Annotated in this window: 18 protein-coding genes; 1 reads left to right on the forward strand and 17 read right to left on the reverse strand. The window is 68.8% G+C overall.

The genetic code is table 11. The features are described from left to right. Positions 1-181 precede the first annotated feature (181 nt). The 16 genes from ftsZ to ABE85_RS16635 all read right to left on the reverse strand — a co-directional run bounded on the left by ftsZ (position 182) and on the right by ABE85_RS16635 (position 19,771). The gene (gene ftsZ, locus ABE85_RS16560) at positions 182-1,417 is read right to left on the reverse strand and encodes a cell division protein FtsZ (protein ID WP_067276929.1); all 1,236 of its coding nucleotides are present in this window, start codon (positions 1,415-1,417) and stop codon (positions 182-184) included. Positions 1,418-1,540: 123 nt separating this feature from the next. Beyond that, entirely contained in the window at positions 1,541-2,770 is a 1,230-nt protein-coding gene (ftsA, locus tag ABE85_RS16565; RefSeq protein WP_067276931.1) for a cell division protein FtsA, read from the reverse strand. 8 nt (positions 2,771-2,778) lie between these two features. After that, a complete protein-coding gene (locus ABE85_RS16570) occupies positions 2,779-3,615 on the reverse strand; it encodes a cell division protein FtsQ/DivIB (protein ID WP_067276932.1) in 837 nt (278 codons plus the stop codon). 56 nt (positions 3,616-3,671) lie between these two features. Further along, positions 3,672-4,697 (reverse strand): D-alanine--D-alanine ligase, encoded by a 1,026-nt coding sequence (locus ABE85_RS16575; protein WP_082938677.1) that lies wholly within the window; start codon positions 4,695-4,697, stop codon positions 3,672-3,674. After that, a complete protein-coding gene (gene murC, locus ABE85_RS16580) occupies positions 4,694-6,169 on the reverse strand; it encodes a UDP-N-acetylmuramate--L-alanine ligase (RefSeq protein WP_067276934.1) in 1,476 nt (491 codons plus the stop codon). The genes ABE85_RS16575 and murC overlap by 4 nt, the downstream gene beginning before the upstream one ends. Next, positions 6,166-7,275: an undecaprenyldiphospho-muramoylpentapeptide beta-N-acetylglucosaminyltransferase gene (gene murG, locus ABE85_RS16585; protein ID WP_067276936.1), complete on the reverse strand. Its 1,110-nt coding sequence runs from the start codon at positions 7,273-7,275 to the stop codon at positions 6,166-6,168. The genes murC and murG overlap by 4 nt, the downstream gene beginning before the upstream one ends. After that, positions 7,272-8,555 (reverse strand): putative lipid II flippase FtsW, encoded by a 1,284-nt coding sequence (gene ftsW, locus ABE85_RS16590; RefSeq protein WP_067276940.1) that lies wholly within the window; start codon positions 8,553-8,555, stop codon positions 7,272-7,274. The genes murG and ftsW overlap by 4 nt, the downstream gene beginning before the upstream one ends. Next, the gene (murD, locus tag ABE85_RS16595) at positions 8,552-10,495 is read right to left on the reverse strand and encodes a UDP-N-acetylmuramoyl-L-alanine--D-glutamate ligase (protein WP_067276942.1); all 1,944 of its coding nucleotides are present in this window, start codon (positions 10,493-10,495) and stop codon (positions 8,552-8,554) included. Before murD ends, ftsW begins: the two co-directional genes overlap by 4 nt. Positions 10,496-10,512: 17 nt before the next feature. Beyond that, positions 10,513-11,691, reverse strand: a complete 1,179-nt coding sequence (gene mraY / locus ABE85_RS16600) for a phospho-N-acetylmuramoyl-pentapeptide-transferase (RefSeq protein ID WP_067276945.1) — start codon at positions 11,689-11,691, stop codon at positions 10,513-10,515. Continuing rightward, entirely contained in the window at positions 11,681-13,147 is a 1,467-nt protein-coding gene (gene murF / locus ABE85_RS16605; RefSeq protein ID WP_067276948.1) for a UDP-N-acetylmuramoyl-tripeptide--D-alanyl-D-alanine ligase, read from the reverse strand. The genes mraY and murF overlap by 11 nt, the downstream gene beginning before the upstream one ends. Further along, a complete protein-coding gene (locus ABE85_RS16610; RefSeq protein WP_067276951.1) occupies positions 13,147-14,658 on the reverse strand; it encodes a UDP-N-acetylmuramoyl-L-alanyl-D-glutamate--2,6-diaminopimelate ligase in 1,512 nt (503 codons plus the stop codon). Before ABE85_RS16610 ends, murF begins: the two co-directional genes overlap by 1 nt. Positions 14,659-14,671: 13 nt before the next feature. Further along, positions 14,672-16,492 (reverse strand): penicillin-binding protein 2, encoded by a 1,821-nt coding sequence (locus tag ABE85_RS16615; RefSeq protein ID WP_082938678.1) that lies wholly within the window; start codon positions 16,490-16,492, stop codon positions 14,672-14,674. Further along, a complete protein-coding gene (ftsL, locus tag ABE85_RS16620; protein WP_067276954.1) occupies positions 16,489-16,815 on the reverse strand; it encodes a cell division protein FtsL in 327 nt (108 codons plus the stop codon). The genes ABE85_RS16615 and ftsL overlap by 4 nt, the downstream gene beginning before the upstream one ends. Then, the gene (gene rsmH / locus ABE85_RS16625) at positions 16,812-17,828 is read right to left on the reverse strand and encodes a 16S rRNA (cytosine(1402)-N(4))-methyltransferase RsmH (protein ID WP_067276957.1); all 1,017 of its coding nucleotides are present in this window, start codon (positions 17,826-17,828) and stop codon (positions 16,812-16,814) included. The genes ftsL and rsmH overlap by 4 nt, the downstream gene beginning before the upstream one ends. 5 nt (positions 17,829-17,833) lie before the next feature. Then, entirely contained in the window at positions 17,834-18,262 is a 429-nt protein-coding gene (gene mraZ, locus ABE85_RS16630) for a division/cell wall cluster transcriptional repressor MraZ (protein ID WP_067282905.1), read from the reverse strand. A gap of 390 nt (positions 18,263-18,652) precedes the next feature. After that, entirely contained in the window at positions 18,653-19,771 is a 1,119-nt protein-coding gene (locus ABE85_RS16635; protein WP_082938679.1) for an MBL fold metallo-hydrolase, read from the reverse strand. Positions 19,772-20,088: 317 nt separating this feature from the next. Between ABE85_RS16635 and ABE85_RS16645 the strand changes: the two genes are divergently transcribed. After that, positions 20,089-20,697 carry a TetR/AcrR family transcriptional regulator gene (locus tag ABE85_RS16645; RefSeq protein ID WP_067282913.1) on the forward strand — a complete coding sequence of 203 codons (609 nt, stop codon included), beginning with the start codon at positions 20,089-20,091 and terminating at the stop codon, positions 20,695-20,697. 92 nt (positions 20,698-20,789) lie between these two features. Here ABE85_RS16645 and ABE85_RS28780 read toward each other — a convergent pair whose 3' ends face one another. Beyond that, positions 20,790-22,616, reverse strand: a complete 1,827-nt coding sequence (locus ABE85_RS28780; RefSeq protein ID WP_067276965.1) for a methyl-accepting chemotaxis protein — start codon at positions 22,614-22,616, stop codon at positions 20,790-20,792. Positions 22,617-22,778 lie beyond the last annotated feature (162 nt).

Raw genomic sequence — 22,778 nt, forward strand, 5'->3', positions numbered from 1 at the left:
CTTTGGGCGCCCCGCGTCGTTGCAAATCCTCGCCATAGCTGGGCTATGGCTGCGGTTTGCGCCTAGCGGTGCATCCCAAATCACTGCCCTGGCGGTCGCGGGACCCCGGTCGCGGGAAGAAAAAAGGCCGCGCCCCCGATGGGACGCGGCCTTGAAGCTGATGGCGTCGAGAGCGTCGGTCTCAGTCCGCCTGCTTGCGCAGGAAGGCCGGGATCTCGATCTCGTCCATGCCGTTGGACGACAGGGCCTCGACCTTGGCCGCGGCCGTGCGGCCATGGCGCCAGACGCTGGGCACGCTCATGCCGCCGAAGTCCGTCGTGGACATCGTCGCCGCGGCCGGCGCGCCCTGCGCTGCCGCCGAACCGGGCATCACCACCGGCTGCGTCAGCACCGGCATGTTGTCGGTGCCGGTGCGCAGCTGCGGCTGCTGCACGACGAGCTGCGGCTGCTGGCGCGCCGCGGCGCGCTGGCTCAGGCCGGTCGCGATCACGGTGACGCGCAGCTGGTCGCCCAGCGATTCGTCGTAGGCGGTGCCGTAGATGATGTGCGCGTCTTCAGCGGCGTAGCGCTTGATCGCGGTCATCGCGTTGCGGCTCTCGGCCAGCTTGAAGTTGTTGCGGCTGGCCGCGATCAGCACCAGCACGCCGCGCGCGCCGGACAGATCGATGCCTTCCAGCAGCGGGCAGGCCACCGCGCCTTCCGCGGCCTTGGACGCGCGGTCCGGACCGGCGGCCACGGCCGTGCCCATCATCGCCTTGCCCGGCTCGCTCATCACGGTCTTCACGTCTTCGAAGTCGACGTTGACCAGGCCCGGCATGTGGATGATGTCGGAGATGCCGCCGACCGCGTTCTTCAGCACGTCGTTGGCGTGCGCGAAGGCCTGGTCCTGCGTGACGTCGTCGCCCAGCACTTCCAGCAGCTTGTCGTTCAGCACGACGATCAGCGAGTCCACGTTCGCTTCGAGTTCCTGCAGGCCCAGGTCCGCGGCCTTGCCGCGGCGGTTGCCTTCGAACTCGAACGGCTTGGTGACCACGCCGACGGTCAGGATGCCCATCTCCTTGGCCACGCGGGCGATCACGGGCGCCGCGCCGGTGCCGGTCCCGCCGCCCATGCCGGCGGTGATGAACAGCATGTGCGCGCCGGTGATGGATTCGCGGATGCGCGCCTCGGCTTCCTCGGCGGCGGTTTTGCCGACCTCGGGTTTCGCACCGGCGCCCAGGCCGGTATGGCCCAGTTGCAGGAGTTGATCGGCCTTGGAGCGATTCAGGGCTTGGGCATCCGTGTTGGCCACGATGAATTCCACGCCCTGGACACCTTGGCTGATCATGTGCTCGACCGCGTTGCCGCCGCCGCCGCCCACGCCGATCACCTTGATCTGGGTGCCTTGATCAAACTCTTCGATCATCTCGATCGCCATATCAAACCTCCTGTCCATATTGTGCAGTTGCCATCAGCAAAATAGAAGTGGGATCCACCCTTTTTTAGGGGGCAAAACCCTCAAACGTCGTAAAGAAAGCGTGAGCCGGTCAGTGCCAGCCTCTTAGAAATTCCCCAGGAACCAATCCTTGGCGCGTCCGAACAAGGTCTTCACGGACCCCGCCTGCTGCGCCGCCTTGAATCCCCGTGTGCGCGACAGCCGCGCTTCCTCCAACAATCCCATCACGGTGGCCGAACGGGGATTGGCCACCATGTCGAACAATGCGCCGTTGTAGGTCGGATTTCCCCGACGTACCGGTTTCAGGAAAATATCCTCGGCCAGTTCCACCATCCCCGGCATCACCGACGAACCGCCCGACAGGACGATTCCCGAGGACAGCAGTTCCTCGTAGCCGGATTCCCGGATGACCTGATGAACCAGGGAGAAGATTTCCTCGACCCGAGGTTCGATGACCCCGGCCAAAGCCTGCTTGGAGAGCATGCGGGGTGCCCGGTCGCCCAAACCCGGCACTTCCACCTGATCCGCCGGATCGGCCAGCAATTGCTTGGCCACACCGTGCTCGACCTTGATTTCCTCCGCATCCTTGGTGGGCGTGCGCAGCGCCATCGCGATATCGCTGGTAATCAGGTCGCCAGCGATCGGAATCACCGCGGTATGGCGGATCGAACCGCCGGTGAAAATCGCCACGTCGGTCGTGCCGGCGCCGATGTCGACCAGCGCCACGCCCAGGTCGCGCTCGTCGGAAGTTAGTGCTGCCAAACTGGAAGCGCTAGGGTTCAGAACGAGTTGCTCGACTTCCAGCCCGCAGCGGCGCACGCACTTGACGATGTTCTCCGCCGCGCTCTGGGCCCCGGTCACGATGTGGACCTTGACCTCCAGCCGGCCGCCGCTCATGCCGATCGGCTCTTTCACCTCATGGCCGTCGATGACGAATTCCTGGGGTTCCACCAGCAGAAGGCGCTGGTCGTTGGGGATATTGATGGCCTTGGCGGTTTCCACCACCCGGGCGACATCCACCGGCGTGACTTCCTTGTCCCGCACGATCACCATCCCGGTCGAGTTCTGACCGCGGATATGGCTGCCGGTAATCCCGGTATAAACCCTCGAGATCCGGCAGTCGGCCATCATTTCGGCCTCTTTCAAGGCCTGCTGGATGGACTGGACGGTGGCGTCGATATTGACCACGACCCCGCGCTTCAGACCGTGGCTGGGCGCGACGCCCAGACCGGCGATGCGCAATTGGCCGTCTCCCATCACCTCGGCCACCACCGCCATGATCTTGGCGGTGCCGATGTCCAACCCGACGACCAAATCCTTGTATTCCTTGGCCATGCCTGTCCTCAATTCTTCTTGGCGCCCTTGGGCGCAGTGGTAACCGTCGTCACGCCCGCGAGCCGGACCGCATATCCGGATTCGTGGCGGAGGTCCGCCGATACCAGCGCGGTGCGGTAGCGGGCGGTGATCTGGGGAATGCTGGCGATGAATTGGCCATACCGGGCGACGACCTCGGCCTCGCTCCCCCGGCCCAGTTCGACGATCGCGCCCTTTTCGAGCGTCGCTTTCCAGGAGCCGCGGCCGGACAAATCCAGCCGGGCGACGCCTTCGTCCAGTTTTCCGTGGGTCAGCGGATCGAGTTGCCGCCACATCGCCAGCATCGCGGCCGAGGATTTGGCCGGACCGGCCAGCGTGGGCAGGTCCTCATCCTCGACGTCGCCGAGATTCGCCTCGAAGACCTCGCCGAAACTGTTCACCAGCCGGGTATCGACCACCGCCTCGCTGTCGGCGTCGGCGTTTTCGGCCTTGGTTTCCCAATAGGCGGCGGGGCGGTGTTCCTCGAGCGCGACCACCAGGTGCAGCGGCCAGACGCGACGCACCGTGGCGTGGCGGACCCAGGGCACGGCCTCGAAGGCGGCGCGCGCCTGCTGCAGGTTCATCGTCAGGAAGTTGCCGGTCAGCCGCGGCAGCGCGTTCGCGCGCAGCGACGCGCCGCTGTTGCGGCTCACGTCGCCCTCGACCGTGATCGCCCGGATCGAGAACGCCGGCTGCCGCGCCAGCCAATACACGCCCACGATCCCCGCGGCCAGCGCCACGACGGCCAGCAACAGGCCCGCCACGCCGTTCATCACGCGGATGTCCGGCGGCAGCGGGCTGGCAGTGTGGGTGAAGGTGGCGCCCATGGCGGTGGCTCGGGGTCTCGTGCGCTCGTGCGTCTGGGTGTTCGTCGAGGGCCGACTCAGGCCTGGCTGTCCAGCCGCGATTGCGACAGGAGGTACAGGCACAGCTTCGGGTAGGAGATGCCGACGGCGGCGGCCGCCTTCGGCACCAGCGAATGGGAGGTCATGCCCGGCGAGGTGTTGATCTCCAGCAGGAAGAGCTGGCCATCGGACTTGCGGCGCATCACGTCGACGCGACCCCAGCCGCGCGCGCCCAGCGAGCGGTAGGCCGCCAGCACCAGGTCCTGCACGCGGGCCTGCTCGTCGGCCGGCAACTGGCCGACCAGATACTGGGTCGTGTCGGTGAAGTACTTGTTCTGGTAGTCGTAGTTGCCGCCCTCGGCGCGGATCTCGATGACCGGCAGCGCGATGGCGTCGGCCCCCTCGCCCAGCACCGGGCAGGTCAGCTCGGCGCCGTCGACGAATTCCTCGCACAGCACTTCGGCGTCGTACTTCGCGGCGAGTTCGACGGCCTCCTGCATGTCCGAGTAGCCCATCACCTTGCTCGCGCCGATCGAGGATCCCTCGTGCGGCGGCTTGACGAAGATCGGCAGGCCGAGTTCATCGGGCACGGTGCGGACGCGCTCGCGCTGCAGCTCGCCGCGCTTGAGGCTGACCCAGCGCGGCGTCGACAGCTTGTCGGCGAGCCAGACGCGCTTGGTCGTGATCTTGTCCATCGCGATGGCCGAGGCCATCACGCCGGAACCGGTGTACGGGATGCCCATCAGCTCGAGCGCGCCCTGCACCGTGCCGTCTTCGCCGTGGCGGCCGTGCAGCGCGATGAAGGCGCGCTGGAAGCCCTCCGACTTGAGTTCGAGCAGGTTGCGCTGGCCCGGGTCGAAGGCGTGCGCGTCGACGCCCTCCGATTGCAGCGCGGCCAGCACGCCGCTGCCCGACATCAGCGAGACCTCGCGTTCGGCGGAGTCGCCGCCGAAGAGCACGGCGACCTTGCCGAGCGACTTCGCATCGATGCGGTCGATGGCGAGGTGTTGATACAGCGCGGACGGCGCCGGAGACGCGGAAGCGTTGTCGAGGTCCGTGGTCATGCGCGGCCTCCCTTCGTCATGAGTTCAACGGTGCGCGCGGGGACGGCGGCGATCGAGCCGGCCCCCATCACGATCACCACATCGCCGGCGCGCGCCTGGTGGGCGATCGCCTGCGGCAGTCCCTGCCAGTCGCCGACGAAGCCGGCCGCGGTGCCGCGGTCGGTCACCGCGCGCGCCAGGCTTTCGCCGCTGATGCCGGGCAGCGGGGACTCGCTGGCGGCATAGATCTCGGTCAGCAGCACGCCATCGGCCTGCGCGAGGACGTCGGCGAATTCCTCGAAACAGTCGCGGGTGCGCGTGTAGCGGTGCGGCTGGAAGGCCAGCACCAGACGGCGGCCGGGATAAGCGCCGCGCGCGGCGTTCAGCACGGCCTGCATCTCGACGGGGTGGTGGCCGTAGTCGTCGATGAGCAGCGCGGTGCCAGTGCTTGCCGTGCCACCGGAGGCGGTGCCGACCGACGCGGCGCCGGCGCCCTCCCCGGCGATCATCACCGGCAGCTCGCCATACGACTGGAAGCGCCGGCCCACGCCGCCGAAATTCGCGAGGCCTAGCAGCAGCGCGGCGTCGTCGATGCCCAGTTCCATCGCCATCGCGATCACCGACAGCGCGTTCAGCACGTTGTGCTGGCCGTTCAGGCGCAGCAGGACGTTCAGCACCGGCAGCTCGCGACCCTGACGATCGCGGCGCAGCGCCACGAAGCGCATGCCGCCGCCCGCTTCGGCGGCGACCTCGGTCGCGCGCACGGCGTTGCTTGCGTCGAACCCGTACAGGATCACCGGCCGCGACAGCATCGGCACGATGCTCCGCACGCCCGCGTCATCGCCGCACAGCACGGCCGCGCCCCAGAAGGGCATCCGGTGCAGGAAGTCGACGAAGGCCTGACGCAGACGGGCCATGTCGTGCCCGTAGGTGTCCATGTGGTCGGCGTCGATGTTGGTGACGATCGCCAGCTGCGGCAGCAGGTGCAGGAAGGAGGCATCGGATTCGTCCGCCTCGACGACCATGTGCAGCCCGCCGCCCAGCGCCGCGTTGGCACCCGCCGCCAGCAGCTGTCCGCCGATCGCGTAGCTCGGATCGAGCCCGGCCTGCTGCATCACCGTCGTCAGCAGCGAGGTGGTCGTCGTCTTGCCGTGCGTGCCGGCGACCGCGATGCCCAGGCGCGGGCGCATCAGCTCGGCCAGCATCTGCGCGCGCAGCAGCACGGGGATGCCGTGCTGGTGGGCGGCCATCAGCTCGGGGTTGTCGGCCTTGATCGCGCTGGACTTGACCAGCACCTGCGCCGAGCCGACGTGCTCGGCGGCATGGCCGATCTTCACGTCGACGCCCAGCGTGCGCAGGCGGCGCGTGGTGTCGCTCTCGCCCTGGTCGGAGCCGCTGACGCGGTAACCCTGCGCCACCAGCAGCTCGGCGATGCCGCTCATGCCGGCGCCGCCGATGCCGGTGAAGTGGATGCGTTGGAGGGCGTGTTTCATGCGCGCGCTCCGTTGGTGGACTTGGCGTCCCGTGCGTCCACGAGGGCTTCCAGCTCGTCTGCCACGCGGCCCGCCGCGCGCGGACGCGCCAGCGAGCGCGCCTTGGACGCCATCGCCAGCCAGTGTTCGCGCGGCTGCTGCAGCAGGTCGAACAGCGCCTGCGCGCTGAGCTCGCCCTGCGGCAGGTGCGTGCCCGCCGCGTGCTGCGCCATGTACTGCGCGTTGTCGCGCTGGTGCGAGGTCGTGCTGACGACCAGCGGCACCAGGATGCTGGCGACGCCGGCGGCGCACAGCTCGGACACCGTCACCGCGCCGGCGCGGCAGATCACCACGTCGGCCTCGGCCAGACGCTGCGCCATGTCGTTGATGAAGGGCACGACCTCGGCCTGCACGCCGACCTTCGCGTACGCGGCCTGCACGAGCGGGAAGTTGGCCTCGCCCGTCTGGTGCGTGACCATCGGGCGTTGATGCTCGTCCCACAGCGCGAGCGTCTGCGGCAGCACGTCGTTGATTGCGCGCGCGCCCAGCGAGCCGCCCACCACCAGCACCTTCAGAGGACCGTTGCGATCGGCGAAGCGCAGCTCCGGCGCGGGCAGGTCCTCGATCTCGACGCGGACCGGATTGCCGGTGACGACGCTCTTCTTCTGCTGCGCGGCGGCGAGGCCGTCGAAGCCGAAGGCGATCTTCTTCGCGACCGGCGCGAGCGCCTTGTTGGACAGCAGCAGCGCCGCGTCGGCGTTCACCAGCATCAGCGGACGGCGCATTACCCAGGCCATCAGGCCGCCGGGGAAGCAGACGTAGCCGCCCATGCCGAGGACCGCATCGGCCTTGCGCGCGCTGAAGACGTGAGCGCTCTGGCCGAGCGCCTTGAACAGGCGCACGACGCCGAGCAGCGAGTGCTTCAGGCCTTTGCCGCGCAGGCCGGCGAAGGACAGCCGGTCCATCGGCAGACCGGACGGCGGCACGAGCTTGTTCTCCATGCCGGCTTCGGTGCCGAGCCAGGACACGGTCCAGCCGCGGCGCTGCATCTCGGCAGCCACCGCCAGTCCAGGAATCACGTGACCGCCCGTGCCGGCGGCCATCACGACGAGGTGACGCGTGCTCATGCCCGCCCTCCCCGCATCAGTTGTCTGTTCTCGATGTCGATTCGCAAGCAGATCGCCAGTGCCACGCAGTTGAGGACGGTGGCCGAGCCGCCGTAGCTCATCAGCGGCAGCGTCAGGCCCTTGGTCGGCAGCGCGCCGAGGTTCACGCCCATGTTGATGAAGGCCTGGCCGCCCATCCAGATGCCGATGCCCTGCGCGTAGAGACCGGCGAAGACGCGGTCCAGCGCGACGGCCTGGCGGCCGATGTGGAACAGCCGGCGCGACAGCCAGAAGAACGCGAAGATGACGACGGCCACGCCGATGAAGCCCAGCTCCTCGCCGATGACGGCGAGCAGGAAGTCGGTGTGGGCCTCGGGCAGGTAATGCAGCTTCTCGAGGCTGGAGCCCAGGCCCTGGCCGAAGAACTCGCCGCGGCCGAAGGCGATCAGCGAGTGCGTCAGCTGGTAGGCCTTGCCCTGCGCGTACTTCTCGTCCCACGGATTGAGGTAGGCGAAGATCCGTTCGCGACGGAAATCGCTGAAGGTGATCATCAGCACGAAGGCGCCGATCAGCACCGCCACGCTGAGGAAGAACATGCGGCCGTTGACGCCGCCCAGGAACAGGATGCCCATCGCGATGGCCGCGATGACCATGAAGGCGCCCATGTCCGGCTCGGCCAGCAGCAGCATGCCGGTGAAGGCCAGCGCGGCGGCCATCGGCCACACGGCGCGCACGAAGTTCTCCTTCACCTCCATCTTGCGGACCATGTAGTTGGCCGCGTACATCGCGATGGCCAGCTTGGCCAGCTCGGAGGGCTGGAAGTTCATGACGCCCAGCGGCAGCCAGCGGCGCGCGCCGTTGACGCCTTTGCCGACGTGCGGGATCAGCACGATCATCAGCAGCGCCAGCGCGACGACGAAGAGCTTGGGCGCGTGACGTTCCCAGAAGCTCACCGGCACCATCACGGTGATCCAGCCCGACAGCAGGCCGATCGCGATGAACAGGCTCTGACGCACGAAGAAGTGCATCGGCTGGTACTTCGCGAACTTGGGGTTGTCCGGCAGCGCGATGGAGGCCGAATAGACCATCAGCAGGCCCAGCGCCAGCAGCGACAGCACGACCCAGATCAGCGTCAGGTCGAAGCCGAGCAGGCGCGTGGGCTGGCCGGCGGAGGTGGAAACCCAGTCGCGCACCGGCACATCGACGCTGCCCGCGCCGTTCGCACCCGCGGCCGTCGTCCGGCGCGAGGCCAGCGCGCGCACGCGCTCGCTCAGGGTCTCGAAGAAGGAGGCGCCGCTCATCCGATGAGGCCCTCGTCTTCGGCCAGCTCGCGCACGGTGGCGATGAACACCTCGGCGCGATGGGCGTAGTTGCGGAACATGTCCAGGCTGGCGCAGGCGGGGCTCAGCAGCACGCTGTCGCCGGACTGCGCCTGCGCGAGCGACCAGTGCGTCGCGGCTTCGAGCGAGTCGTGGCGGTGCATCACGACGCCGCAGTCCTGCAGCGCGGCTTCGATCTGCGGCGCGTCGCGACCGATCAGCGCCACGGCGCGGGCATGCAGCGCGATCGGCGTGGCGAGCGGGGAGAAGTCCTGCCCCTTGCCGTCGCCGCCCAGGATCATCACCAGCTTGGCCGGCGCACGGTCGGCGCCCAGGCCCATCACGGCGGCCACGGTCGCGCCGACGTTGGTGCCCTTGGAGTCGTCGTAGAAATCGACGCCCTTGATCGAGGTGATGAACTCGACGCGGTGCGGTTCGCCGTGGTACTCGCGCAGTCCATGCAGCATCGGCGCCAGCGGGCAGTCGATGGACGTGGCGAGCGCCAGCGCGGCCAGCGCATTCGCGGCGTTGTGGCGGCCGCGCACGCGCAGTGCATCGGCGGGCATCAGGCGCTGGATGATGAGGTCTTCCTCATCGTCCTTGCGGCGCTTGAGGCCCTTCAACTCTTCTTCCTGTTCACGGGCGCGAACCAGCCACGCCATGCCGTTCTCGACCAGCAGGCCGAAGTCGCCGGGACGGCGCGGCGCGTCGAGGCCGAAGCGCACGACCTTGCGTTCCACGACCTTCGCCGGGCGGCCACGGCCCTGCTTGACGGTGATCGGCGCGGGCACCAGCGCTTCGACCTCGGGGTCGTCGCGGTTGATCACCAGCACGCCCTGCTCGCCGAAGATGCGGCCCTTGGCCCGTGCGTAGGCCGGCATGTCGCCGTGCCAGTCCAGGTGATCCTGCGTGATGTTCAGCACCGCGCCGGCGCTCGGCTCGAAGCCCTTCACGCCGTCGAGCTGGAAGCTCGACAGCTCCAGCACCCAGACCTGCGGCAGGACCTCGAATTCAGCAGGCTTGGGCGGCGGCGGCTTGATCGGCAGCGGCTGCTCGTCGAGCAGTTCGGCGACGGTCTCGAGCGCGGTGCGGTCGTCGGTCGAGGCTTGCGCGGCGACAGACTCCACGACCGGCTCGGTCGGTTCGACAGCCTCGCCCGGCTCGATCTCGATCTCGTTCGCGTCGAAGGACTCCAGCAGCACGTCGGCGTTCGGCACTTCGGGCACGTCGCCGACGTCCTCGATGGCCACGGTCTCGCCGGGCTCCGTCGACACCACAGATTCCACGGCCAGGTCAACGACGGCCTCATCCGCGGCGTCGGCCGCATCGGCCTCCGCGGCGATGTCGGCGGCGACCTCGTCCTCCTTGGGCTGCGGCATCGGCTCCTTGTCGAGCGCCTCGCTCAAGGTGCCCAGCAGCGTCGGGCCGATGTTGCCGGCCATCGCGACGCGGCGGCCGGCGCGCTCGACCAGCAGCGCGGTCATGCTGGTCGTCGTCGTCTTGCCGTTGGTGCCGGTGATCGCGAGCACGCCGGGCTCGTAGCGGTACAGCGTCCTGAGCTCCGCCAGCGCCTGCGCGAACAGCTCCAGCTCGCCGCGCACGCGCAGGCCGATCTCCTCGGCGCGCTCGAACAGCGGCTTCAGCCGCGCGTCCAGCGGCGACAGGCCGGGGCTCTTCAGCAGCACCCAGCTGTGGTCGATCGTGTCCAGCAGCGCCGGCGAGAAGTCGCCGTGCACGAACGCGGCATCCGGCAGGCGCTCACGCAGCGCGAGCAGCTGCGGCGGTTGCTCGCGGCTGTCCCACACGGTGACGCGCGCGCCCAGGCGCGCGGCCCAGGCCGCCATCGCGAGCCCGGAGTCGCCCAGGCCCAGCACGAACGCGTGCCGGTCCTGGAAGAGCGCCGGGAAGTGGAGGGAGGACATCGTCGTTCCGTTCCCGCTCAGCGCAGCTTCAGGCTGGCCAGGCCGACCAGGCACAGCAGCATGGTGATGATCCAGAACCGGATGACGACCTGCGTCTCCTTCCAGCCCGACTTCTCGAAGTGGTGGTGCAGCGGCGCCATCTTGAAGATGCGCCGCCCTTCCCCATACTTCTTCTTCGTGTACTTGAACCAGGTCACCTGGAGCATCACCGACAGCACCTCGGCGACGAACACGCCGCCCATGATGCCGAGCACGATCTCCTGACGCGTGATCACGGCCAGCGTGCCCAGGCCGCCGCCCAGCGCCAGCGCGCCCACGTCGCCCATGAACACCTGCGCCGGATGCGCGTTGAACCACAGGAACGCGAGCCCCGCGCCCGCGAGCGCGGCGCAGAAGATCAGCAGTTCCCCCGCGCCCGGGATGTAGGGGAACAGCAGGTAGCGGCTGTACACCGACGAGCCCGTGACGTACGCGAAGACGCCCAGCGCCGAGCCCACCATCACCACCGGCATGATCGCCAGGCCATCGAGACCGTCGGTGAAGTTCACCGCGTTGCTGGTGCCGACGATGACCAGGTAGGACAGCCCGATGAAACCGAAGACGCCCAGCGGGTAGCTGATCGACTTGAAGAACGGCAGCATCAGGTCGGCCTTGGGCGGCAGCTCGGTCGAGAAGCCGCTGGTGACCCAGCGGAAGAACAGCTGCACCACGCCGAGGAAGCTGGTCTCCGACACGCTGAAGGCCAGGTAGATCGCGGCGATCAGGCCGATGATGGACTGCCACATGAACTTCTCGCGGCTGCGCATGCCCTCGGGGTCCTTGTTGACCACCTTGCGGTAGTCGTCGACCCAGCCGACCAGGCCGAAGCCCATGGTCACCAGCATCACCACCCAGACGAAGCGGTTGGACCAGTCGAACCACAGCAGCGTCGACACGCCGATGCCGATCAGCACCAGCACGCCGCCCATCGTGGGCGTGCCGCTCTTGGCCAGATGCTGCTGCACGCCGTACTCGCGGATCGGCTGGCCGATCTTGAGCTCGGTCAGGCGGCGGATCACCCACGGGCCGAAGGCCAGGCCGATCAGCAGCGCCGTCAGCGCCGCCATCACCGCGCGGAAGGTGATGTAGTTGAAGACGCGGAGGAACCCGAGTTCAGAGTAATTGGCCTGCAGCCACTGGGCCAGACTAAGCAGCATGGGGGTCTCCTGGGCCGCCGGACTGCAAGGCGGCCACGATCTGTTCCATCTTCATGAAGCGCGAACCCTTGACGAGGATGTTCTGCACTTGCGGCGCGTCCTTGAGCGCGGCGATCAATTCGGCGACGGTGTCGAAGGCGCGGGCGCCCGCGCCGTACGCGGTGGCGCTGTCGCGCGCGGCGGCGCCGGCGGTCCACAGCGCGGACAGGCCCTGGTCGGCGGCGTGCGCGCCGACTTCCTCGTGGAAGGCCGGGCCCTGCTCGCCCACTTCGCCCATGTCGCCGAGGATCAGCCACGACGCGCCGGGCAGTTCGGCCAGCACGTCGATGGCGGCGCGGACGCTGTCGGGGTTGGCGTTGTAGCTGTCGTCGATCAGCGTGATGCGACGGCCTTGCCACACCGCCGTCTGCAGCGCGGAGCGGCCCTTCACGGCCTTGAACGATTGCAGGCCGTCGCGGATCGCCGCGAGCGGCGCGCCCGCGGCCAGCGTGCAGGCCGCGGCGGCCAGTGCGTTGCGCACGTTGTGCTGACCGGCCATCGCCAGCGCGACCGGAACGGATCCGGCGGGGGTGAGGATCTCGATCGCCCAATGACCCGCACCGCCGGCACTGCCCGCGCCATTGGCGAGGGCGGCGGCGACGCTCGCGTCGGTCGGCGCGATCCACTGCGCCCGGCCCATCACGTCGGCCTGGCCCTGCAGCGCGAAGGTCAGCGTCGCACGGCCCACGGCCTGCGACTGCCACACCGGCGCGCACGGGTCTTCAGCGGGGAACACGGCGACGCCGGCCGTGCCGAGCGCGCCGATCACGGCGCCGTTCTCACGCGCGACCGCTTCGACGGTGTGCATGAACTCCTGGTGCTCGCGCTGCGCGTTGTTCACCAGCGCCACCGTCGGCTGCGTCATCGCGGCCAGCGGCGCGATCTCGCCGGGATGGTTCATGCCGAGTTCGACCACCGCCGCGCGATGCCACGCGGTCTCGTTCTGGCGCAGGCGCAGCAGCGTGAGCGGCACGCCGATCTCGTTGTTGAAGTTGCCTTCGGTCGCGAGCATCGCCGCATCGCCCAGCCAGGCGCGCAGGATGGACGCGATCATCTGCGTCACCGTCGTCTTGCCGTTGCTGCCGGTGACGGCGATCACCGGCAGGTGATGCTGTTCGCGCCAGGCTTGCGAGAGCAGGCCCAGCGCGACCTTCGCGTCCGGCACCAGCAGGCCCGGCAGGCCGGCCTCGGCCAAGCCGCGCTCGGCGATGGCCGCGGCGGCGCCGGAGTCCTTCGCCTGCGCGAGGAAGTCGTTGGCGTCGAATCGATCGCCACGCAGCGCAACGAACAGGTCGCCCGCGCGCAGCGAGCGCGTGTCGGTGTGCACGCGCAGCAGGGGCGTGGACGGCTCGCCCACCAGCGTCGCGGCGGGCAGCAGCGGCGACAGCAGTTCGAAGGCGCGACCGAGCGTCAGCATCACAGCCCCGCCCTTTCAATCAATGCGGCACGCGCCGCCTGCACGTCGGAGAACGCGCGGCGTTCGCCGTGGATCTCCTGGTAGTCCTCGTGACCCTTGCCGGCGACCAGCACGACGTCCCGTGCGCCCGCCTGATCGACGGCGCGCGAGATGGCCTCAGCGCGGTCGGCGATCACTTCACGCGCAACGCCGACCGGCAGGCCGGCCTCGATGTCGGCGAGGATCTTCAGCGGATCTTCGGTGCGCGGGTTGTCGCTGGTCAGCACGACGTGCGCGGCCAGCCGCGCAGCGATCGCGCCCATCAGCGGACGCTTGGTCGGGTCGCGGTCACCGCCGCAGCCGAACACGACGCGCAACTCGCCGCCACGTGCAGCGGCCAGCGGTTGGAGCGCGCTCAGCGCCTTGTCCAGCGCATCGGGCGTGTGGGCGTAGTCGACCACCAGTTGCGGCAACTCACGACCGCTACCCACGCGCTGCATGCGGCCCGGCACCGGCGTCACCAGCGCGGCGACCCGCGCGATGTCTTCGAGGCCATGCCCCAACGCCCGCAGGCCGGCGATCACGCCGAGCAGGTTGGACACGTTGTAGTCGCCGATGAGGCCCGTCTGGACGGGCACCGATGCCGCGCCTTCGCGCAGGGTGAACGCGAGACCGCTCGCGTCATGGCGCAGGTCGACCGCGCTCAGGCGCGCATCGGCGCGGTTGAGGCCGTAGGTCCACACGTCGAGCTTGCCGGCGGCGCTCAGCTCGGCGGCGAGCTCGACACCCTTCGGATCATCGATGTTCAGCACCGCAGCCTTCAGGCCGTCCCAGTCGAACAGCTTGCGCTTGGCGACCCAGTAGGCGTCCATGCCGCCGTGATAGTCCAGGTGGTCCTGCGTGAAGTTGGTGAACAGCGCGACTTGAAGCGTCGTGCCGGTCAGCCGGTGTTCTTCGATGCCGATCGAGGACGCCTCGATCGCGCACGCGCCGTAGCCCTCATCGGCCATGCGCTTGAACGCTTCCTGCAGACGCACAGGATCGGGCGTCGTCAGGCCGGTGGCTTCGATCGTCGCGGTCGTCGTCGCGCCCGGCACCGGCGGCTGGCCGACACCCAGCGTGCCGATCACGCCGCAGCGCGATCCCAGCAGCGTCAGCGCCTGCGCGATCCACCAGGCGCTGGAGGTCTTGCCGTTCGTGCCGGTGACGGCAAGCACGTTCAGGCGCTTGCTCGGTTCGCCATAGAACGCCGACGCGATGCGGCCGCAGTTGACCTTGAGGTCCGGCAGCGACGCGATGCGCGCATCGGTGAAGCCGTACTCGGCCGCCCCCGCGTGCTCGACCAGCGCGGTCGCCGCGCCGGCCGCGAGCGCGCCCGCGACGAACTGCCGCGCGTCCTTCGCATAACCCGGCCACGCGATGAACGCGTCGCCGGCGCCCACGGCGCGGCTGTCCGTGCGCAGCTGGCCGCTCGGGGTCCATTCCTGCAGCCAGCGGGCGGCGGCTTCGGGGGATTTCAGATGCATCAACATGATTCGTGCCCGCTCAGAAACTCTCGTCGACGGCCTGGAGCCGCTGCTGCGCCACGATCTGCGGCTTCACGTCGAGGTCCGGCGGCTCGCCCAGCAATCTGAGCGTCTGCGCCACGACCTGGCTGAACACCGGACCGGCGACGGCACCGCCGAAGTACTGGCCGTTCTTCGGCTCGTCGACCATCACCGCCACGATGATGCGCGGCTTGGAAATCGGCGCGATGCCCACGAACCACGAACGGTATTTGTGGCTCGCGTAGCCCTTGCCTTCCTGCTTGTGCGCCGTGCCGGACTTGCCGCCGACGCTGTAGCCGGGAACCATCGCCTGGGGCGCCGTGCCGCCCGGGCCGGCCGCCATCTGCAGCATGCCGCGGACGTCCGCGGCGACCTTGGGGCTGAAGACCTTGATGCCGTTCACCGGCTGGTCGGCCGCGTGCTTGGTCATCGTGATCGGGATGATGTCGCCCTCGCGCGCGAAGACCGTGTAGGCGCGCGCCAGCTGCAGCAGCGACGCGGACAGGCCGTAGCCGTAGCTCATCGTCGCCTGCTCGATCGGGCGCCAGCTCTTCCACGGGCGCAGCTTGCCGGTCACCGCGCCGGGGAAGTCGATCTGCGGCCGCTGGCCCAGGCCGATCGCGGTGAACATCTCGTGCATCTCGCGCGGCTGCATCATCAGCGCCATGCGCGCGGCGCCGATGTTGCTGGACTTCTGGATCACCTGCGTCACGGTCAGGTCGCCGTGCGGGTGCGCGTCGGTCGGCGACCAGCCGGAAATGACCACGCTGCGCGGACCGGTGCTCAGCAGCGTGTCGGGACGCACGCGGCCGGTCTCCAGCGCCAGCGCGGTCGTGAACGGCTTCATCGTCGAGCCCGGCTCGAAGACATCGGTCAGCGCGCGGTTGCGCAGCTGCTCGCCGGACAGGTTCTGCCGGTGGCCGGGGTCGTAGCTGGGGAAGTTGGCCAGCGCCAGGATCTCGCCGGTGCGCGCGTCCAGCACGACCACCGAGCCCGCCTTGGCCTTGTTCTCCGCCACCGCGTCGCGCACGCGCTGGTAGGCGAAGAACTGCACCTTCGCGTCGATCGACAGCTCGATGTCCTTGCCGTTGGTCTCGGGCACGCGCTCGCCGATGTCCTCGACGACGCGGCCCAGCCGGTCGCGCACGACCGAGCGCGAACCGTCGCGGCCCTGCAGGTCCTTCTGGAATGCGAGCTCGATGCCTTCCTGGCCCTTCTCCTCGATGTTGGTGAAGCCGACGATGTGCGCGGCGGCTTCGCCTTCGGGGTACTGGCGCTTGTACTCACGGTCCTGGAACACGCCCTTCAGGCCGAGCTCCTTGATCTTGCGCGCGGTCTCGTCGTCGGCCTGGCGACGCAGGAACACGAAGCGGCTGGCCGGATCGAGGCGCTTGTCGAGTTCGGCGCGCGACATGTCGAGCAGCTTCGCGAGCTGGCGGCGCTTGTCGGGGTCGGTGTCGACTTCCTTCGGGAAGGCCCAGATCGACGGCACGGCCACGCTGGCGGCCAGCACCTGGCCGCTGCGGTCGCTGATCTTGCCGCGGCTGGCCGGCAGCTCCATCTTGTGGGCGTAGCGGGCCTCGCCCTGGCGCTGGAAGAAGTCCTCGCCGATCAGCTGGATGTAGGCCGCGCGCGCCAGCAGGCCGGTGAACGCGAGGCCCACCAGTGCGACCAGGAAACGCGAACGCCACGGCGGCGTCTTCGACGCCAGCAGCGGGCTGCTCGAATAGCTGACGCCGCGCGTGCTGCCGTTTCTGGCGGCGTTGCGCGAGGCATTGCGGGCGCTGTTGCCCAGCTTCTTGCGGAGCTTGCCGATCATCGCGCTGCTCCCTGTGCCGAGGCCTGCGCGCGACCGCGCACGCCGCTGGCCTCGATGGCCGGCGCGTCGGGATTGAAGGTGATGGCCGGCGTGACCGGGCGCATCTTCAGCCGCTCGCGCGCGACCTGCTCGACGCGCAGGTTGGTCGCCTGCGCCTGGCGGTCGGCCATCAGCTTCTGGTAGTCGGCATCGAGCCGGCGGCCTTCGGTCTGCGCGCGGTCGAGCTCGGTGAACAGGCGGCGCGAGTCGTAGGCGCTGCGCACCATGTAGAAGCCGGACACCATCACCGCGGCGATGAGCAGCAGGTTCAGACGGCCGATCATCGACGACCGCCCTTCTTGCGCTTGCCGGTGGCTTCCGCGACCGGCGGCGGCAGCGGCGCGTCGGTGCGTTCGGCCACGCGCAGGATGGACGAGCGCGCGCGCGGATTGGCCGAGACCTCGGCCTCGCTCGGCTTGATGCGCGCGATGGCGCGCAGCGGCTGCGGCTTGGGTTCGGCGAAGGGCGCGCGGCGGTCGAACACTTCCTTGCTGTGCTCGGCGATGAAGTTCTTGACGATGCGGTCTTCCAGCGAATGGAAGCTGATCACCGCCAGCCGGCCGCCCGGCTTGAGCCTGGACAGCGCGGCGTTCAGCCCCTGCTGCAGCTCTTCAAGCTCACCGTTGACGAATATCCGTAGAGCCTGAAATGTCCGCGTCGAAGGGTCCTTGCCCGGCTCGCGGGTTTTGACTGCACCAGCCACGACTTGGGAAAGCTCGGCGGTTGTACGGACAGGGCGCCCGCCTTCCCGGCGAGCCACAAGCGCCTTTGCAATCGGGAGAGCAAACCGTTCTTCGCCATAGTCGCGGATCACCTGTGCAAGTTGGTCCACCTCCGCGCGGGCGATGAAGTCCGCGGCGCTTTCGCCCCGCGTCGTGTCCATGCGCATGTCGAGGGGGCCGTCGAAGCGGAAGCTGAAGCCGCGCTCCGGGTTGTCGATCTGCGGACTGGACACGCCCAGGTCCAGCAGGATGCCGTCGACCTGGTCCACGCCCAGCGCGTCGAGCTGCGCGGCCATGTCGGCGAATGCGCTGTGGCAGATGTGGAAACGCGGGTCGTCGACCCGCGTCTGTCCGGACGTCGCGGCCGCGACCGCCTCCGGGTCGCGGTCGATGGCAATCAACCGCCCCTTCTCCCCCAGCCGCGACAGCAGCAGACGCGAGTGGCCGCCGCGCCCGTAGGTGCCGTCGACATAGATGCCGTCGGGGAGGGTGAAGGCGCCGTCCACCGTCTCGTGCAGCAGCACGGTCGTGTGGCTGAAGGCGGGGGCGGCGGAGGACGGGGACTGCTCGCTCATGTCGGTCAGAAGCTGAAGTCCTGGAGCACGGCCGGCATCTCGGACTGCATGACGGCGGCCTCGTGGGCGGCGTAGGCTTGCGCGTCCCAGAGTTCGAAGTGGCTGCCCATGCCGAGCAGCATCGTGTCCTTCTGCAGGCCGGCGGCGGTGCGCAGCTCGGGCGCGATCAGCACGCGGGCGGCGGAATCGATCTCGACATCCTGGGCGTTGCCGAGGAAGACGCGCTTCCAGCCCGCGGCGGACATGGGCAGCGCGGCGACCTTGTCGCGGAACTGTTCCCAGGCGGGGCGGGGGAAGAGCATCAGGCAGCCTTCGGGGTGCTTGGTCAGCGTGAGCTGGCCGCCGCACAGCGCCTGCAGGACCTCGCGGTGCCGGGCAGGGACGGTCAAGCGCCCCTTGGCGTCCAACGCCAAGGCACTCGCCCCCTGAAACACGACATTCGCCACTTTGCCCCACCGAATTGCACTTTCTCCCACTTTAATGGCGAGGTCGACCCCGGTCAAGGTAATTTGGCGTTTTTCCCAATCAAATCAATTACTTAGCTCCCATTTTCAAGCCAGCGCGCGAAATAAAAGTCGTTCAAAAGCAAGGACTTAAGAAGTGCTGTGCAAGTGATGGATCAACTCAAACCGGTCGTCGTACCCGCCTGAAACCGGGACAGAGGCACCCGACCGATGCACCGATGTGGGGGCGCTGCCGCGCCCCCACCCCGCCTGGATCGGTCTGAAACCGCCCGGAAGTGGCGGAAAAGTGGGGGCCATGCAAAAAGCCCGGCGAGGCCGGGCTTTTGAAGGGGAAAGCGGACCGGAAACGGTGACTTGAAGTCAGGGCGTCGCGGCGGAAGCCGATGCCGGCCGTTCAGGCGTCGCGGAAACCGGCGAAGCGGCGGTAACGCCCTGCCACCACTGCGGCGTCGGCCCAGGCTGCTCGATCGCCAGCGGCGAACCGATCACCGGCGTCACCAGCTCGACGTTGCGCAGGCGCGCCAGCGCGCTGATGCGCTCGAACGGGTCCTGCCAGCGGTGCATCGCCAGGTCGAACGTGCCGTTGTGGATCGGCAGCAGGCGCTTGCCCTTCAGGTCGACGTGCGCCTGCATGGTCTGCTCCGGCTGCATGTGGACATAGGGCCAGCGCGGGTCGTAGGCGCCGGTTTCCATCAGCGTCAGGTCAAAGGGGCCGAAGCGCTCGCCGATCGCCTTGAAGCCGTCGAAGTAGCCCGTGTCGCCACTGAAGAAGACGCGCAGGTCGTCGTCGATCAGCACCCACGAGGCCCACAGCGTGGAGTTACGGTCGCTCAGGCTGCGGCCCGAGAAATGCTGCGCCGGCGTCGCGGTCAGTTGCACGCCCGCGATCGAGGTGCCCTGCCACCAGTCGAACTGCTGCACCTTGGCCGCGGGGACGCCCCAGTCGATCAGCCGCTGACCCACGCCCAGCGGCGTCACGAAGTGGCGCACCTTGGGCGCGAGCGCCAGCACGGTGTCGTGGTCGAGGTGGTCGTAATGGTCGTGCGACAGGATCACGGCCTCGATCTCAGGCAGCTCGTCGAGCGCGATGGGCGGCGCGTGGAAGCGCTTCGGGCCCATGAAGGAAAACGGCGAGGCGCGCTCCGAGAACACCGGATCCGTCAGCCAGAAACGGCCGCGCAGCTTCAGCAGGACCGTCGAATGGCCGAGGCGGAACAGCGTCCGGTCCGGCGCGGCCAGCAGTTGCGCCTTGGTCAGCGCCTGGACTTCGATGGGGGCGTCCGGCGCCGTGCCGGCGGGCTTGTGGAACATGAAGTCCCACATGATCCCCATCGTCTTCCAGAAGCCCTGCTCGGGCTCCACGGCCGGGTTGTGGAACTGGCCCTTCGCCCATTGGGGCGACTGCTCGATGGCGGGCTGGGTGCCCTCCGGCGCAGGGGCGGACACCCCGTTCGAGGGCACCACGGCGGGCGAGGACATCACACGGGAAGCGGTCATGGCAAGGGCTCCAACAATCAGGACGGCGGCAACGCTGCTCATGGCGTTGAACGAGCGCGGCAGCGCGCGGACGGTGCGAGCGACGGAGGGTCGGGAAGGCTGAGGACTCATTGGAATGCTTGCACCGGAACTTGCATCAAACTTGCACTACACAGTGTAGTTTTTCGGCAGTCTAGACGCTCGAATCCGAAAAGTAAACTCCCCGGTGTAAGATTGATCCCATGACTTCCGACGCCGCCAGCCCCCTGCCAGAGCCGCTTGCCCCCGAGGAACTCGCCGCCATCGGCGAGGCCGAGCGCATGCGGCTGACCGACCGCAAGCGCCAGGCGATCGTGGACGCGGCGATCGCGGAGTTCCGCGAGCATGGGTTCGAGGTCGCGAACATGGACCGTATCGCGGGTCGGGCGCAGGTCTCCAAGCGCACCGTCTACAACCACTTCAGCGGCAAGGACGCGCTGTTCGACGCGATCCTGGAGCGGCTCTGGGTCGCGACCGAGGCCAAGCTGAAGCTGACCTACCGCGCCGACCGTCCGCTGCGGGAGCAGTTGCTGTCGCTGGTCGAGCAGAAGCTCGCGATGAGCGACGACCCGCAGTTCCTGGACCTGGCGCGGGTGCTGATCGCCGAGGCGATCCACGCGCCGCAGCGGGCGCGGGAGATGCTGTGCCGGCTGGGCGGTCGCGAGGAGGCGCTGACGGTGTGGATACGCGCGGCGATGGCGGACGGCCGGCTCAAGGAAGGCGATCCGGCCTTTGCCGCGGCGCAGTTGCAGGCGCTGGTGAAGGGCTTTGCCTTCTGGCCGCAGATCACGATGGGACAGCCGCCGCTGGACACGACGCAGCAGCGGCAGGTGGCCGACTCGGCGACCGACATGTTCCTGCGCTTCCACGCGGTCGATCCCGCGCGCTGAACAGCGCGCCCGGCGTCGCCGTACTGCGCAGGCCGCTGGCCCTCACCCCTTCCCTCTCCCGCAAGCGGGAGAGGGGGTAAGAAGGGCGGAGATCAGAACGTCGTCGTAGACGTGGACGACGAGCCGCTGAGGCGGAAGGTGCCGACGACGTCGGCCAGCTTCTGCGCCTGGTCCTTGAGGCTCTCCGCGGCCGCCGCCGATTCCTCGACGAGCGATGCGTTCTGCTGCGTCACCTGGTCCAGCTGCGCGACGGCCACGTTCACCTGGCCGATGCCGTGGCTCTGCTCCTGCGCGGTGTGGCTGATCTCGCCGATCATCTGCGCCACGCGCTGCACGCTGCCGACCACCTCGTTCATCGTCTCGCCCGCGGAGGACACCTGGCGTGCGCCGGTGTCCACGCGCTCGACGCTCGCGGTGATCAGCGTCTTGATCTCCTTGGCCGCGCCGGCCGAACGCTGCGCCAGCGCCCGCACTTCGCTGGCGACCACCGCGAAGCCGCGGCCCTGCTCGCCCGCGCGAGCGGCTTCCACCGCCGCGTTCAGGGCCAGGATGTTGGTCTGGAACGCGATGCCGTCGATCGTGCCGATGATGTCGCCGATCTGCCGCGAGCTGGTGCTGATCTCCTGCATCGTCGACACCACCTGACCCATCGCCTCGCCGCCCTGGCGCGCGACGCGGCTGGCGGTGTCGGCCAGTTGCCGTGCCTGATCGGCGTTCGCGGCGCTGTTGGCCACGGTGCTGTTGAGCTCCTCCATCGAGCTCGCCGTCTCCTGCAGGTTGCTGGCCGTCTCCTCGGTGCGCTGGCTCAGGTCATGGTTGCCGGCGGCGATCTGCCGCGACGCGACCGCGATCGACTGGCTGGTCTCGCGCACCTGCAGCATCACCTGCTCGATCTTGTGGACGAACTGGTTGAAGCCGCGCGAGATGTCGGCGAGCTCGTCCTCGCCACGCACCTGCAGGCGCTGGCTGAGGTCGCCCTCGCCGGCGCCGATGTCGTTCATCGCGCGCTTGATGCCGGCCAGGCCCTTCAGCAGCGCGCCGACCGCCGCAGCGGCGACCAGCGCCGCCACGACCGTCACCACCAGCATCGTCAGGCCCGCGTTGCGCAGCACGTCGGACAGTGCGGCCAGGGCCTCGTTGCGCTCGGCGGCGGCGACCAGCACCCAGTCCGTGCCGGGCACGTCCACGGCCTTCAGGAAGAAGCGGCCGGCGCCGACCTCGGCCAGCGTCGGTTCGTCGCCGTGCGCGGTCGACAGCAGCGCGCCGTCGATCGCGGCGGACAGGTCCTTCACCGGCTTCAGCGTCAGCGCCGCGTCCGGATGGGCGATCACGGTGCCCTGCTTGTCCAGCAGCATCGCGAAACCGCTCGCGGTCGGCTTGATGGACTTCATCGTCGCGACGATGTCGTCCAGCGCCACGTCCGTGCCGACCACGGCCTTGAGCTCGCCGCCCGCGCGCACCGCGCTGGCGAAGGTCACGACCAGCTTCTTGCTCGACGCCGCCACGTAGGGCGCCGTGATCACCGGCTGGTCCGTGCCGGACGCCAGCTTGTACCAGCCGCGCCCGGTCGGGTCGTACTCCGCCGGGCGCTGGCGGTCAGGGATGGAGATCATCCGCTTGTCCGCGCCGCCGACGTAGGCCAGATCCAGCCGGCCCGACTGCAGCGCCTGCGTCAGCACGGGGCGCGGATCCTCGAGTTGAGCAGCCGGCGCCATCGCGGCGACCACGTCCTTCTGCGTCTTCACCCAGGCGGCGACACCCGCGGCGTTGGCGGTGGCCAGATCGGTCAGTTGGGCCTGCACCTGACGGCGCGCGTGATCACGCACGGCCCAGTAGCTGGCGAAAGTGGCGAGCGCCACGGCCGCCACGACGATCAGGATGCTGATGGCGATCAGGCGCGATTTGATGGTCTTCAACATGGTGGGAATCCTGGGGGAGGAGGCCGGCATTGTGCGGGTAGCGCTACCACAAACCAAGGGTTTACACCAAGAAGAAGGCCGAGGCGTGACGGTGGTCACGGCCTCGGCCCAAAGCGGAAACAGTGCTTTCCGCGGCTCAGTCTGTCTGCGTGTCGAAGGGCT

Source organism: Mitsuaria sp. 7 (genome assembly GCF_001653795.1).
GTDB lineage: Bacteria > Pseudomonadota > Gammaproteobacteria > Burkholderiales > Burkholderiaceae_C > Roseateles.

Bases quoted from the DNA above. Each gene is read 5' to 3' on its own strand.
- ftsZ (WP_067276929.1), bottom strand. From the start codon at position 1,417: ATGGCGATCGAGATGATCGAAGAGTTTGATCAAGGCACCCAGATCAAG.
- ftsA (WP_067276931.1), bottom strand. From the start codon at position 2,770: ATGGCCAAGGAATACAAGGATTTGGTCGTCGGGTTGGACATCGGCACC.
- ABE85_RS16570 (WP_067276932.1), bottom strand. From the start codon at position 3,615: ATGGGCGCCACCTTCACCCACACTGCCAGCCCGCTGCCGCCGGACATC.
- ABE85_RS16575 (WP_082938677.1), bottom strand. From the start codon at position 4,697: ATGACCACGGACCTCGACAACGCTTCCGCGTCTCCGGCGCCGTCCGCG.
- murC (WP_067276934.1), bottom strand. From the start codon at position 6,169: ATGAAACACGCCCTCCAACGCATCCACTTCACCGGCATCGGCGGCGCC.
- murG (WP_067276936.1), bottom strand. From the start codon at position 7,275: ATGAGCACGCGTCACCTCGTCGTGATGGCCGCCGGCACGGGCGGTCAC.
- ftsW (WP_067276940.1), bottom strand. From the start codon at position 8,555: ATGAGCGGCGCCTCCTTCTTCGAGACCCTGAGCGAGCGCGTGCGCGCG.
- murD (WP_067276942.1), bottom strand. From the start codon at position 10,495: ATGTCCTCCCTCCACTTCCCGGCGCTCTTCCAGGACCGGCACGCGTTC.
- mraY (WP_067276945.1), bottom strand. From the start codon at position 11,691: ATGCTGCTTAGTCTGGCCCAGTGGCTGCAGGCCAATTACTCTGAACTC.
- murF (WP_067276948.1), bottom strand. From the start codon at position 13,147: ATGCTGACGCTCGGTCGCGCCTTCGAACTGCTGTCGCCGCTGCTGCCC.
- ABE85_RS16610 (WP_067276951.1), bottom strand. From the start codon at position 14,658: ATGTTGATGCATCTGAAATCCCCCGAAGCCGCCGCCCGCTGGCTGCAG.
- ABE85_RS16615 (WP_082938678.1), bottom strand. From the start codon at position 16,492: ATGATCGGCAAGCTCCGCAAGAAGCTGGGCAACAGCGCCCGCAATGCC.
- ftsL (WP_067276954.1), bottom strand. From the start codon at position 16,815: ATGATCGGCCGTCTGAACCTGCTGCTCATCGCCGCGGTGATGGTGTCC.
- rsmH (WP_067276957.1), bottom strand. From the start codon at position 17,828: ATGAGCGAGCAGTCCCCGTCCTCCGCCGCCCCCGCCTTCAGCCACACG.
- ABE85_RS16635 (WP_082938679.1), bottom strand. From the start codon at position 19,771: ATGTCCTCGCCCGCCGTGGTGCCCTCGAACGGGGTGTCCGCCCCTGCG.
- ABE85_RS16645 (WP_067282913.1), top strand. From the start codon at position 20,089: ATGCGGCTGACCGACCGCAAGCGCCAGGCGATCGTGGACGCGGCGATC.
- ABE85_RS28780 (WP_067276965.1), bottom strand. From the start codon at position 22,616: ATGTTGAAGACCATCAAATCGCGCCTGATCGCCATCAGCATCCTGATC.